Source organism: Brevundimonas naejangsanensis DSM 23858, from assembly GCF_000421705.1.
Taxonomy (GTDB): domain Bacteria; phylum Pseudomonadota; class Alphaproteobacteria; order Caulobacterales; family Caulobacteraceae; genus Brevundimonas; species Brevundimonas naejangsanensis.
The window spans coordinates 638944-651501 of the sequence record NZ_ATXN01000002.1 but is presented as its reverse complement, the minus strand read 5'-3'; the positions used below and the strand labels follow the sequence as shown (position 1 = coordinate 651501).

Here is a 12558-nt window from a genome sequence, read left to right as displayed (position 1 = left end):
GCGCCTTCAAGAGAGAGGCTTACTCCTCCGAATCCACTACCGGGGGCTGCTTGATCGCCGCGTGGACGCTGATCGGACCGGCCTTTTCGAACGTCAGGGTGAAGGAGGCGATCCGGCCGTCGACCAGAGGTTCGCGCAGGCCCATCAGCATGATGTGGTTGCCTCCCGGCTTCAGCTCGACCGGCGTTCCGGCGGGCAGGGGCAGGCCGTCGTGCAGGTGGGCCATGCTCATGACGCCGTTCTCCATCTTCATCTCATGCACCTCGGCCGACTGGGCCAGGGCGGTCGAGACGCTGACCAGACGGTCGTCGGAACCCGCCGTCAGGGTCAGGTAGCAGCCCCCGGCCTTGGCGCCGTTGGGCGTGGGGCGGCACCAGGCGTCGGCGACCTGGACCGTGCCGGGGGCGACCGTCGCATCGACGACCTCGGCCGTTTTCTCGGCGGGCTGGCCGCAGGCGACGAGTGTGAGGGCGGCGGCCGACAGGGCGGTCAGGGCGAACAGACGTTTCATGTTGAAGCTCCTTATCAAGAGGCTGCGACGGGCTTGGACCCGGTGAACGCACGCACCGCCCGGTCGAGCAGCAGGGCGGCCACGAGGCTCAGTCCCGTCAAGGGATAGAGGATGGACAGGGGGATGACGATGCACAGCACGGCGATTCTTGCGCGCGGGCCGGGCGGCGCCGTCGGAGCGCCGGAGCGGCGGCGCGACAGGCTGGGCGGGCGGCGCTTCCACCACATGATCAGGCCGCTGATCGCCAGCAGCCAGACGGCGATGCAGCCGATCAGCATGATGATGCGGTTGATCCAGCCGTATTGCATCCCCTGGTGGACGGCGATGCCCCATTCAAAGCCCTTGGCCATGACGCCGAACTGGCTCCAGCGCAGGTCGGCTTTCACAGCCCCGCTGACGCCGTCGACATAGAGGCTGCGGGCGTCCTCGGCCTTGCGAGTCTGGTGGGCGACGGTCCAGGCCAGATCGGACGATTGGGGGATGCTGACGGTGAAGGGCCGGAGCAGGCCTTGCTCGCGCGTTGTTTGAAGGACGCGGCTCAGGCTGGGGGCTGCATGGTCATGTAGGTGTCCATGGGCGGGAAGGACGGCGTTCTCCAGCGTCCAACCCACGCCTGCCGGGGCGTCGTGAGGCTTGGCATGGCTCCAGGGGCTGGCGGCGGCGGGCGCGGGCGGGCGGCCCAGTCCGGTGCCGCGCATGACGCCCATGAACTGATCGCCCCAGACGGCCGACCACGGCATCCCCGTGGCCGCGAGGAAGATGATCACCCCGCCGACGTAGAAGCCGGTCAGGGCGTGGACATCGCGCCAGAAGGGACGTCGACGGGCGTCCGTCTCGCTGGGCTTCAGCACGGCGCCGGCGCGGCGGCGCGGCCACCACAGATAGAGGCCGGTGGCGCACAGGATGATGGCCCAGCCCGCGACGATCTCGACCAGAATGTTCAGCGCCGTGCCGATGGGGCCGCCGAACAGGCTGAGGGAGTGCAGCTTCTTGATCGTCTCGGTCACGCCGCCATAGGCGGTGACGCCGGTGACCGTGGCCGTATGCGGATCGACGAAGACGGTGCGCTGGGCGCCGTCGGGCCGGTCGACGCGGACGCGCACGGCCTGATCGGCGCGGTCAGGGACCAGCACATTCGCCGCCCGGCCTTCGCCTGCAAGCGCGGCGGCGGCCAGCCACTGATCGGGACCGGCCTGCTGGGCGCTGACCGGAACCTGGATCATGGAGCGATAGACGGCGTGGTCGATCTCGTCCTTGAACAGATAAAGGCCGCCCGTCAGCGTCAGCAGCATCAGGAACGGCATGACCAGCACTCCGGCGTAGAAGTGCCAGCGCCAGACGGCCCGATAGGCGCCGGACATCATGTCCGGCGCCTTGTTCTTGAGAGAGATGGTCATCAGTAGGCCAACCGCAGGCCGACGAAGACCGAACGGCCCTCGCCGGGGAAGAAGACGGCCGTCTGTGTTGTGCTGGCGTCCGTCACAGCCGAGAACTCGCCGACGTAGCGCTTGTCGGTCAGGTTGCGCGCGTCGATGTAGACCGAGGCGTTCGGGCCGATGCTGAAGCCGCCGGTCAGGCCCAGCACGGCGTAGTCCGGCGCCTTCATGGTGTTGGCGTAGTCGACATAGGGGCTGGACAGCCGCCACTCGACCGACGGGGTGACGAAGACGCCCGTCGGATGGCGCCACGTCAGTTCGGCCCGGTATTGGTGCTCAGGCACGACCGGCAGGCGGTTGTCGCCCCAGCGCGCGTCGCCGTCGAAGCGGAAGTCGCTCCAGTTATAGACCTGACGCAGCATCAGCGACCCGTCCGCCAGTTCGACCGGCAGGGTCCAGTCCAGCCCGGCCTCGACGCCTTGGTGGATGGTCTTTTTGGCGTTGAAGGTGGCGGCGGGAATGTCGGGGCCGGTGATGAAGTTCAGCATCTCGCCCTCGATCCGGCTGCGATAGGCGACCAGATCCCAGGCCAGAGGCCCGCGACGGCCGCGCGTGCCGATCTCGCCGGTCCAGGCGTCCTGAACCTCGACCGGGGTGAAGCCGGTCAGCGGCGCCTGCACCAGGGCGCCGAAGGTCGGGGGTTCGACCGAGCGGGTGATGTTGGCGAAGATCTGGGCGCCGTCCTCGGCTTCCCACAACAGGCCCAGACGCGGCGAGAACCACTCATAGTCCCGGCTAGCGTCGTTGACCGGGGTCATGCGGTCCAGATAATCGCGCGTGGCGCGTCCCCAGGAGCCGCCCGCGACCAGCGCCAGTTGGTCGGTGACGAACAGCCGCCCCTCGGCGAAGACGTCCAGACCAGAGGCGTCCTGACGCGCATCAGCGGTCTGGGCGCCGCGCTGGCCCGCCAGGTTTACATAGCGCAGGGCCTCGGTCTGTCCGTCGCGCCATGAGAAGCCATAGAAGGCGTCGGCGCGTAGGCCGCCGATCTGGCCGGTCCAGTCGATGCGGGCGAAGGCGCCGCGCGTCGTGCTGTCCTGATCCATCACCTGGAAGATCGGGTGATAGAGTGACTTCTCCCAGCCCCAGACGGCGCCCTCGAACAGGGTGGATTCATTGAAGCGCCAGCGGGTCTGCAGCGTCAGCCGCTTGACCGTCAGGTCGCGGGCCTGATCGCCGGACAGGGCGCTGGCCGAGGCCATGCGCGGGGTCTCCAGCGCCTGTTTCAGGGTCAGGGAGCCGGGCATGTCCTGTTTGATGCCAGCGGCCTGAGCGATCAGGCGCACCTCGCGGTCCTCGCCGAACGAGCGGCCCGCATTGACCGTCAGCCGCCCCTGCGACTGCTGGCTGTGGTCGCGCCAGCCGTCGCCCTGCATGGCGGTGGCGGCGGCGTAGACATCCCAGTCGCCATAGGACTCGGCGACGGCGCCGTGGGCGCGCACGAAGCCGTAGCTGCCGCCCTCGACCTGCATCAGGGCGCGCTGGTTCGCCGTGCGGCCGGTGGGGGTGATCAGGTTGATCGCCCCGCCCAGTTGCGCCCCGCCGAAGCGCAGGGTGTTGGCGCCCTTCCACACCTCGACATAGCGGGCGCTGAGGGAGTCCACGCTCTGGAAGTCGGAAAAGCCGTCGGCGTCGGCGAAGGGCACGCCGTCCTGGGCGAACAGGACGCCGCGCTGGTGGAAGCCCTGGGCGATGCCCGAGCCGCGAATGGACAGTCGGCTTTCCTCGCCGAACCGCTTTTGCGCCAGAACGCCGGGGACATTGCGAAGAGTGTCGGAAAAGCCCTGCACGAAGCGGTCGGAATAGCTTTCGGCCGACACCACGGCGACGGCGCCGGGGGTGCGGCTGAGACGATCGCGGGCCTCGGCCACGACAGTCGGGTCTTCGGCGTTGCGGCGGCCGGTGACGATGATGCTGTCGACGACGGTGGGGCTGTCAGCGCCGGGCAGGTCGTCGGCGTGGGCGAGGGCGGGCGCCAGGCAGGCGCCGATCAGCAGGGCGCACGGCGCCGCAGCGGTCTTGAGAAACATGAAACTGAAGTCCTGAGAACAGAGGTGCAGTCGCAGGCGTCGCTATTGGACGCGGGCGAGGCGGCAGGGGTTTCTGGTTTTCAGGCGTGAGGCGGCGCGCGCGACGGCGGACGCGGCGGAGCCCGGGCCGGGGGCGGCGGGCTGGCGATGAAGGGGGCGTAGACGACGGCCTGCGACAGACGCACGACCGGCGACGGCTCCGGCGCAGGAGGCGCAGGCAGGGCGGCCAGCAAGGGCATGACGCAGGCGGCGCATTTGGCGCCCATCTCGGCCTTGATCGGGCCATCGACGCCGCCGGACTGGATGGTCTGGGGACCGTCGGCCGAGCAGATGACGATGGGCTGGCCGGGCGTGGAGGCCGCCAGAGCCGCGAACGGCATCAGGCTGCCGATCACGATGGCGAACGTCGCGGCCAGGAAGGCCAGCGAGCGCCAGGTCGACCAGTTTTCTGCCTGAGAGCGGGTCACGATGCAGGCCCCTTAAACCTTCCCATACGGGGAAGCCAGACCATGCGGAGCGACCGACGGTCGCGCGGCGCCTCGACAATGCCGCTTTACCCGTGCCAGCGTGGCGGTCGAACAGCCATCGAGGATACGCATGATCCGCGCCATCGGACCCTTCGCTCTCGCCCTGCTTCTCGCGGCGCCCGCAAACGCGCAACAGGTGGAGGAGGGGCCGGGCGGTCCCGACCGCGTCTCCCTGACGGTCTATAATCAGAACATCGCCCTGGTTGAGGACGTGCGGAACCTGAACGTGCCCGCCGGACGCTCTCGCCAGGAGTTTCCGGGCGTATCCGCCAGCATCCGGCCCGAGACGGTGGGGCTGTCGGGGCGCGGTTTGTCGGTGGTCGAGCAGAACTTCGACTATGACCTGCTGACGCCCGGCAAGCTGATGGAAAGCGCTGTCGGCAATGAGATCGGCATCGTCCGCACCAACCCCGGCTCGGGGGCGCAAACGACCGAGCGCGCGCGCGTGCTGGCGGCGAATCAAGGCGTGGTGCTGCAGATCGGCGACCGTATCGAGGTGCTGCGCGACGACGGCGTGCCGACGCGCGTCATCTTCGACCGGGTGCCGCAGAACCTGCGCCCCCGCCCGACGCTCAGCGTCACTCTGGACGCCGAAGGGGCAGGGCGGCGCGAGACGACGTTGTCTTATCTGACCTCGGGCCTGACGTGGAAGGCGGACTATGTCGCCCGTTTCGACGAGAAGGCGGGCAAGCTGGACCTGACCGGCTGGGTGACGCTGACGAACAATTCCGGCGCGACCTTCAGCAACGCCCAGACGCGGGTGGTGGCGGGCGACGTCAATCTGATCGGCAATCAGGGCGGCTATAATCCGCGCCAGCCGGTTCGCGGCGGCGGCGTGCGCGGCAATGGAACCCAGTCGGGCGGAGAAGGCGCTCTGGCTGACGTCTATGTCTATCCGCTGCCTGAGGCGGTGACGGTCGCCAACAACCAGACCAAGCAGGTCGGCTTGATCGACGCGGCCGGCGTGCCGGCGACCAAGCGCTATCTGCGGGTCATCAACGGCTTCTCCACCGCCGAACAGCCGATAGCGGCCGAGGTCGGGGTCATCTTCGCCAACGGATCAGGCGCCGCGGCGCGCGCCCTGCCTGCGGGCGTCATCCGCGTCTATGTGAAGGATGAGGCGGGCGAGCCGCGCTTCATCGGCGAAAGCCAGGTTGATCACTCGCCTGCCGGGTCCGAGATCGTGGTGACGACCGGCGACGCCTTCGACGTGACGGTGCAGCCGCGTCTGGTGTCGTCCGAGCGGGTGTCCAAGCGGTTGGTCGACTATTTCCGCACCCGCTATGCGATGGAGTACACCGTCCGCAACGCCCGGCCCGAGCCGGTGACGGTCGAGGTGCGCCAGCGCGGTCTGGGCCGCGACACGGAGCTGACGGACCAGAGCATCGAGGGCGAGATGCGCGACGCGCGCACCGTCGTCTGGCGTGTGCCCGTACCCGCCAACAGCGAGACCAGGCTGACCGCGACCATCACGACGGGCGGCTGACCCGTGCGCCGCCTTCTGGCGATAACCACTGCGCTGAGCTTTCTGGCGCCCTCCGCATGGGCGCAGACGGAAAGCGTGTCCGCGCGTCCCGACGGGGCGACGGTGGTCATCTATCGCGACCAGCCGGTCGATACGGTCGCCCTGATGGAACAGTCGCGGCAGTCGTGGAACCGGCTGGACCGGCAGGGGCTGGCCCTGATCGTCGAGACGCGCACGGTCGATCTTCCCGCCGGGGAGGGGATCATCCGCTTTCGCGGACTGGCCACCGGCGTCGTGCCGCAGAGCGCGGTGCTGGAGGGGCTGCCCGCCCATGTGGTCGAGCGCAACGCCGACTTCGACCTTCTGTCGCCCGCCAGCCTGATGGAGAAGTCGGTGGGCGAGGTGGTGCGCGTCGTCCGTACCAACCCTGCGACCGGCGAACAGGTCGAGAAGGCCGCCGTCATCCGCGCGGGCGGCCAAGGGACGGTGCTGGAGATCGACGGCCAGTTCGAGGCGCTGGACTGCTCTGGCCAGACCGAGCGGGTCGTGTTCGACCGCATCCCCGAGGGGCTGGGCGACCAGCCGACCCTGTCGGTGCGCACGCGCGCGGAGCGGGCGGGGCGGCACACGGTGACTCTGGCCTATCTGACGACGGGGCTGCAGTGGTCGGCCGACTATGTGGCGCGTCTGGACCCCACGGACGGCACGCTGGACCTGGCCGGCTGGGTGACGCTGGCCAATTTCGGCGGCACGGGATTCCCCGACGCCCCGGTGCAGGTGGTGGCGGGGACGCTGAGGAAGGATGCGGGCACCACGCCGGTCGAGCCTCTGGTCCGATATCAGCAGAACCAGTGCTGGCCACAGGGGACGACGACGTTCGGATCGGGACAGTTCGCGGGCTATGGCGGGGCTCCTCCGCCACCTCCGCCTCCGCCGCCTCCGGCGCCTTCTGCTCCCATGCTGCGGATGGTCGCCAATGAGGCGATGGATGCAGTGGTTGTGACCGGAAGCCGGATCGCCCGGCAAGGCGAACTGGGCGACTACAAGATCTACTCCCTGCCCGAACCGACGACCGTCGCGGCGCGCCAGACCAAGCAGGTGCGTTTCCTAGAGCGCGACAGCGTGGCCTATGAGCGGGTCTATCGCGCCGGACTGCTGGATCAGGACGAGGAATCCCGTCCGATGGGCGTGGTCCTGAAGCTGCGTAATGAGACCCGCGCGGGGCTCGGCGTGGCCCTGCCGGGCGGCTCGGTGGCGGTGATGCAGCCGGATGGCGCGGGCGGCGTGCTGCTGGCCGGTCAGGACCGATTCGAGGACAAGGGCGTGGGCCTGCCGGTACGGCTGAACTTCGGCCAGTCGCCGGATGTGCAGGTGCAGACGCGGCTGGTGAAGAGCGAGAGTTCCCGACGGGGGGCGGTGACGACGCAGCGTTCCGAAATCGAGACTACGGTCACCAACGCCCGCTCGGAGGCGGTCACTGTGGAACTGGTCGCCAACGCCGCCATGCAGCGTGGCTTCCGCATCCGCAGTCAGTCGGTGCGCAGCCGGGTGGATGACACCGGCTATCCGGTGTGGACGCTGACCGTGCCCGCGAACGGCGCGGCGACGCTGAAGGCGGCGTGGACGACGACGGATTGAGCTGTGTTTCTCCCTCCCCTTCATGGGGAGGGTGGTCGCGCAGCGACCGGGTGGGGAGGGCTAGGCGATCGACCCTCAGCCTCTCGCCGCCCCCACCCGACTTCGGCCTTACGGCCTCAGCCACCCTCCCCATGAAGGGGAGGGAGAGGCTTTGTACTACTCGCCCCTGGCCGCCTGTCTGGGGCTGAACTTCGGCGCGGGGGCCAGGCGCATGACTTCGCCCTGATAGCGCTCGTCGTCGCCCTTCACCGCGAAGGGCAGGGCGTCGGCGCAGGCTTGGAGCAGCGCGTCCAGCCACGGCTTGTCGGCCTTATGGAAGTCGCCCAGGACGTGGTGCATGACCAACTGCGGCTCGCCGGGGTGGCCGATGCCCATGCGGGCCCGGCGGAAGTCGGCGCCCAGGTGGCTGATCAGGCTGCGCACGCCGTTCTGGCCCGCTGCGCCGCCGCCCTGCTTCATGCGGAAGCGGCCGGGCGCCAGATCGATCTCGTCGTGGAAGACGATGACGTGCTCGGGCTTCACCTTGTAGAAACGCGCCGCCTCGCCCACGGCCCGGCCGCTCTCATTCATATAGGTCTGGGGCTTCATCAGCAGGACCTTGGTCCCATCGACCTCGCCGTCGGCGACGATCGACTGGAACTTGGCGCGCGACGGGCCGAAGCGCCAGCGGCTGGCGATCTCGTCCACGGCCATGAAGCCGATGTTGTGGCGGTTCTTTTCGTATTTGGCGCCGGGGTTGCCCAGGCCTGCGATGATGATCATGCGGTCCTCATGCCCCGAGGTTCAGACAAAGAAAAGCCCCGCCGGGTGAACCCGGCGGGGCTGTGTCTTGTTGTTCAAACCCCTCAAGCAGCCCTGCGCCGCGCGCAGGGCGATAGGGGAAGAAACATCAGGCCTCTTCGGCTTCGGCTTCCGCGGTGGTGTCGCCGACGTCCGACTGGCCAGCGGCCGAGTTCTTGATCGCGGCGATCATGAAGTCGCGGTCAGCGATGGTCGGCGCGGCGCCTTCCGGCAGCTGGATGTCCGAGATGCGGATGTTCTCGCCGATCTCGCGGCCCTTCAGGTCGACGACCAGTTCCGACGGGATGCGGTCGGCGCGGACCATGATCTCGACGGTATGGCGCACGACTTCAAGCATGCCGCCCTGACGGGTGTAGGGGGCTTCGTCGGCGTTGACGAAGGCGACCGGGATTTCGATCTTGATCTCTTCCTTGGCGCCGACGCGCATCAGGTCGAAGTGCAGCGGGCGGTCGCTGACCGGGTCGAACTGGATGTCCTTGGCGATGACCGGCTGCGATTCCTTGCCATGCTTCAGGGTCACCAGGTGACCGATCAGCTTGCCGGTGTACAGCGACTTGCGGAACTCGCGTTCGTTCACGGAGATGGCCACCGGGGCCTTGTCGCCGCCGTACAGGACGCCGGGCACAGCGCCGTCGCGACGCGCGGCGCGGGCGCCGCCGGTGCCCACGTTCTCGCGGACATCAACGTTCAGAATGATCTCGGCCATCGGGCTCGCCTTCAATACAAGTAAACGCCTGCGCGGAACCGGGGCCCGCGCGGCGGGGTCATGAACCCTTCGAATTCAAGAGGGCGGGCTATTACACGGAACACGGGGCGGACGCAACCGCCCCGGTTCAGCCCGCAGCGATATTCAGCCTCAACCGTGCGGCGAAGGCGTCGGCGCCGACTGGTTCTGCGCCTGCGCCATCGGCGTGGGCGCGCCAGCAGGCGGCACGGCCACGGTAATGGTCGGCATGGGGCCTGTGTACTGGGCCGTGCACTGAGCCATGTCGCGCACGATGTGGCGACCGGCGCAGAAGATGTCCTCATAGTTCGGCTTGGCCGCCGCCAGACACTGGAACAGCATCAGCTTGGACATGCTGAGGCAGAACTCATTGTTCGATTCGGTCGTCAGGGCGTCGGTGTTCGCCTTGGCGTCCTCGCCCGCCGCGCCAAGCGCCGCCAGGGCTGCAATGGCCAGGGAGTTGACGATGGCCGGGGTGAAGGGCGCGCCGCGCTGGGCGGCGGACAGGTTCAGGCCCGAGCCGCTGTTGGCGGCGGCGAACAGGCGGGCGCTATCCTCGGCCGAGGGCAGGCGAGGCACGGCCGATAGGGACTTGGCGCTCTCCAGCCGACCGTTGCGGTCGGCGACAGGCTGGGTGGCCCAGCGGCGACGCGGGTCGGTGCGCTCCTGAATCGTATAGGCGTCCGTCTCGACCGCCTCGGCCAGGGCGGTCATGATTTCGGCGTCCTTGCCCATGGTGCTGGCGATCAGGCCTGCGGCTGATTCGGCGCCGGGCAGGGTGGCGGCGTAGGCGGGATCGGCAACGATTCGCGCCACCATCTGTTGGCGCTGGGCCGGATCAGCAGCGTACTGGCGAACGCCGGCGACATACTCGGGCGACTGCAGGGCCAGGATGGCGCCGTAGGCGATCATGCCGCGCGACAGTTGGCTCGCCTCAACGGCGGCGCCCTTGCGCACAGCCGCCTGAATGGTCTCGGCGTCAGGGAAACCGGCCTGGATCGAGCGGACTTCGCGCACAAAGGCGACATAGACCGATGCGGCCTCGGCCACGCTCTGATTCAGCGCCAGCGCCGGAGGCGGCGGCGGGGGAGGCGGCGGCGGCGGGGCTTCCGGTTCCGGCGTCGAACAACTGGCCAGGACGGCGGCTGCGGCGACGGCGGCGACAGAGAGGCCGTGGCGCAAGAAGGCCTGGGTCATCGGCGGTCTTCCCTTGATTAAGCGATACGCACTTGGACAAGCGTCCGAGGCGCGCGCCGCCTCAGACTACAGGCCCTTATATCGCCGAGGGAATGGTTAGCCGAACCTTAATCGAACAGCTTGGAGACCGACTCTTCGTTGGCGATGCGCCGAATGGCCTCGCCCATCAGCGGCGCCACGGACACGCGGCGGATCTTGGGGCAGTTCAAAACTTCGTCAGGCTGTTCGATGGAGTCGGTGATCACCAGCTCCTTCAGCGGGCCGTTGGTGACGCGATCCACCGCCGGGCCGGACAGGACGCCGTGGCTGATATAGGCCGAAACCTCGGTGGCGCCCCGGTCGATCAGCGCCTTGGCCGCATTCACCAGCGTGCCGCCCGAATCGACGATGTCATCGAACAGGATGCAGCGGCGCCCTTCGACGTCGCCGATGATGTTCATGACCTCGCTCTCGCCCGCCTTGGGGCGGCGCTTGTCGACGATGGCCAGGTCGGCGTCCAGGCGGCTGGCCAGGGTGCGGGCGCGCACCACGCCGCCGACGTCGGGCGAGACGATCATCAGATCATCGCCGCGCGGATAGTTTTCCTTGATGTCCTGCGCCAGCACGGGCGTGGCCACCAAATTGTCGGTGGGGATATCGAAGAAGCCCTGAATCTGGCCTGCGTGCAGGTCCATGGTCAGGACGCGGTCGGCGCCCGCGCGAGTGATCAGATTGGCGACCAGCTTGGCCGAGATCGGGGTGCGGCCCCCGGTCTTACGGTCCTGACGGGCGTAGCCGAAATAGGGCATGACGGCCGTGATCCGCTTGGCCGAGGCGCGCACCAGCGCGTCGGTCATGATCAGCATTTCCATCAGGTTGTCGTTGGCCGGATAGGAGGTCGACTGGATGATGAAGACATCCTCGCCGCGCACGTTTTCCTCGACGACGGCGAACACTTCATTGTCCGCGAAACGCTTCACCTGGGCCTTGGTCAGCGGCATGTCCAGATGGGAAGCAATGGCCTGGGCCAACGTCCGGTTCGAATTGCCTGCGAGCAGCTTCATTGACCGGTCATCCTTTCGCCGTCATCGCCCCGCCAATAGTCGCGGAGGCGTTTCTGGACGCGCTCTCTAGGCGGCGAACGGGGCGGCGTCCAGCCGTGTTCCGGACGTATCTTCGATTTCAGCCGATTGGCTTGGACGCGGGCGCTGTTATAGAGGACGCATCCTGCTAACGAGGGCGCGTGTCGCGTGTCCGCGTCCCGAAGGCATCTTGATGAGGTCGCACTTGCCTGCTTCGAACACTCGGCTCGCTTCGAAAACCCGGTCCGGCCTGATCCTGCTGACGGCTGCTGCTGCGGTCCTGACGGTCTCGGCCTGCTCGGGCACCAAGCCCCGCCAGCGCCTGGCCTATGAAGAGCGTCCGGTCGAGGCCCTGTACAACACGGGCTATCAGCGGCTGCAGTCCAGGCGCTGGATGGACGCCGTCGACTATTTCCAGGAAGTCGAACGCCAGCACCCCTATTCGGAATGGGCGCGCCGGGCGATCCTGATGCAGGTCTACGCCTATTATCAGAACAACGCCTATCAGGACGCGATCGCGGCGGCGGACCGCTTCATCGCCCTGTTCCCCGGCAATCCCTCGGCGGGCTACGCCTTCTACATGAAGGCCGTCTGCAACTTCGAGCAGATCGTCGATGTGGGCCGGGACCAGGGTTACGCCGAGGCCGCTCTGGCGGGCCTGCGCGATGTGGTGCGCCGCTATCCCGGTTCGACCTACGCCACCGATGCGCGGGTCAAGATCGACATGGTCAACGACCAGCTGGCCGGCAAGGAAATGGCCGTGGGCCGCTTCTATCAGCGCGCCAATCAGCCGCTGGGCGCCCTGAACCGCTATAAGGCGGTGATCAACAACGAGGCCTTCCAGCGCACCTCGCATACGCCCGAAGCGCTCTACCGTCTGGTTGAGGTCAATTTGAGTCTTGGCCTGACCGAGGAGGCGACGCGCAACGCCGCCGTCCTGGGCCACAACTATCCGGGCAGCCCCTGGTACGCCGAGGCTTACGCCCTGCTGAACGAGCGGGGTCAGCGCCTTGACGTCAAGCCTGAGGGCAAGCGCGAATCCTGGCTGCAACGCCTGATTCCCGGCGGCGCCTGATCCGGTCGCAGCAAAACAGGCGCGCGGTGATTAAGTCGCTGCGTTCCTGTTCTGTTTCCGGCTAGGATGCGGCGAAACCTAGAATCAGATCGT

At 67.9% G+C, this 12558-nt stretch carries 11 protein-coding genes; 3 read left to right on the top strand and 8 right to left on the bottom strand.

The features are described from left to right. Positions 1-19: 19 nt before the first annotated feature. The 4 genes from H556_RS0103385 to H556_RS0103370 form a co-directional block, all read right to left on the bottom strand. On the bottom strand, positions 20-511 hold the full coding sequence (locus H556_RS0103385) for a copper chaperone PCu(A)C (protein ID WP_024353110.1): 492 nt from the start codon (positions 509-511) through the stop codon (positions 20-22). Positions 512-525: 14 nt separating this feature from the next. Further along, complete coding sequence (locus H556_RS0103380; RefSeq protein ID WP_024353109.1) at positions 526-1908, bottom strand: PepSY-associated TM helix domain-containing protein; 1383 nt, start codon at positions 1906-1908, stop codon at positions 526-528. Continuing rightward, a complete protein-coding gene (locus H556_RS0103375; RefSeq protein ID WP_024353108.1) occupies positions 1908-3977 on the bottom strand; it encodes a TonB-dependent receptor family protein in 2070 nt (689 codons plus the stop codon). Before H556_RS0103375 ends, H556_RS0103380 begins: the two co-directional genes overlap by 1 nt. 80 nt (positions 3978-4057) lie before the next feature. Continuing rightward, positions 4058-4444 carry a DUF2946 family protein gene (locus H556_RS0103370; protein WP_024353107.1) on the bottom strand — a complete coding sequence of 129 codons (387 nt, stop codon included), beginning with the start codon at positions 4442-4444 and terminating at the stop codon, positions 4058-4060. Positions 4445-4574: 130 nt separating this feature from the next. Here H556_RS0103370 and H556_RS0103365 point away from each other — a divergent pair, with 130 nt between their 5' ends. Both H556_RS0103365 and H556_RS0103360 read left to right on the top strand, forming a co-directional pair. Further along, positions 4575-5990, top strand: coding sequence for a DUF4139 domain-containing protein (locus tag H556_RS0103365; protein WP_024353106.1), 1416 nt, complete (start codon positions 4575-4577; stop codon positions 5988-5990). 75 nt (positions 5991-6065) lie between these two features. Then, on the top strand, positions 6066-7607 hold the full coding sequence (locus H556_RS0103360) for a DUF4139 domain-containing protein (protein WP_245559405.1): 1542 nt from the start codon (positions 6066-6068) through the stop codon (positions 7605-7607). Between the two features lie 156 nt (positions 7608-7763). On the opposite strand, the gene pth is transcribed toward H556_RS0103360, so the two are convergent. The 4 genes from pth to H556_RS0103340 form a co-directional block, all read right to left on the bottom strand. After that, complete coding sequence (gene pth / locus H556_RS0103355; protein ID WP_024353104.1) at positions 7764-8369, bottom strand: aminoacyl-tRNA hydrolase; 606 nt, start codon at positions 8367-8369, stop codon at positions 7764-7766. Between the two features lie 127 nt (positions 8370-8496). After that, positions 8497-9114: a 50S ribosomal protein L25/general stress protein Ctc gene (locus H556_RS0103350; RefSeq protein ID WP_024353103.1), complete on the bottom strand. Its 618-nt coding sequence runs from the start codon at positions 9112-9114 to the stop codon at positions 8497-8499. Between the two features lie 150 nt (positions 9115-9264). Further along, positions 9265-10329 carry a hypothetical protein gene (locus H556_RS0103345; protein ID WP_024353102.1) on the bottom strand — a complete coding sequence of 355 codons (1065 nt, stop codon included), beginning with the start codon at positions 10327-10329 and terminating at the stop codon, positions 9265-9267. A gap of 107 nt (positions 10330-10436) precedes the next feature. Then, entirely contained in the window at positions 10437-11372 is a 936-nt protein-coding gene (locus tag H556_RS0103340) for a ribose-phosphate pyrophosphokinase (protein ID WP_024353101.1), read from the bottom strand. Positions 11373-11583: 211 nt separating this feature from the next. On the opposite strand from H556_RS0103340, the gene H556_RS0103335 reads away from it, so the two are divergent. Next, positions 11584-12465: an outer membrane protein assembly factor BamD gene (locus tag H556_RS0103335; protein ID WP_029673162.1), complete on the top strand. Its 882-nt coding sequence runs from the start codon at positions 11584-11586 to the stop codon at positions 12463-12465. The last annotated feature ends 93 nt before the right edge of the window (positions 12466-12558 follow it).

What these genes read in the sequence shown, in the direction of transcription:
- H556_RS0103345 (WP_024353102.1), bottom strand. Translation starts at nt 10,329, where the DNA reads ATGACCCAGGCCTTCTTGCGCCACGGCCTCTCTGTCGCCGCCGTCGCC.
- pth (WP_024353104.1), bottom strand. Translation starts at nt 8,369, where the DNA reads ATGATCATCATCGCAGGCCTGGGCAACCCCGGCGCCAAATACGAAAAG.
- H556_RS0103340 (WP_024353101.1), bottom strand. Translation starts at nt 11,372, where the DNA reads ATGAAGCTGCTCGCAGGCAATTCGAACCGGACGTTGGCCCAGGCCATT.
- H556_RS0103375 (WP_024353108.1), bottom strand. Translation starts at nt 3,977, where the DNA reads ATGTTTCTCAAGACCGCTGCGGCGCCGTGCGCCCTGCTGATCGGCGCC.
- H556_RS0103365 (WP_024353106.1), top strand. Translation starts at nt 4,575, where the DNA reads ATGATCCGCGCCATCGGACCCTTCGCTCTCGCCCTGCTTCTCGCGGCG.
- H556_RS0103380 (WP_024353109.1), bottom strand. Translation starts at nt 1,908, where the DNA reads ATGACCATCTCTCTCAAGAACAAGGCGCCGGACATGATGTCCGGCGCC.
- H556_RS0103350 (WP_024353103.1), bottom strand. Translation starts at nt 9,114, where the DNA reads ATGGCCGAGATCATTCTGAACGTTGATGTCCGCGAGAACGTGGGCACC.
- H556_RS0103335 (WP_029673162.1), top strand. Translation starts at nt 11,584, where the DNA reads ATGAGGTCGCACTTGCCTGCTTCGAACACTCGGCTCGCTTCGAAAACC.
- H556_RS0103385 (WP_024353110.1), bottom strand. Translation starts at nt 511, where the DNA reads ATGAAACGTCTGTTCGCCCTGACCGCCCTGTCGGCCGCCGCCCTCACA.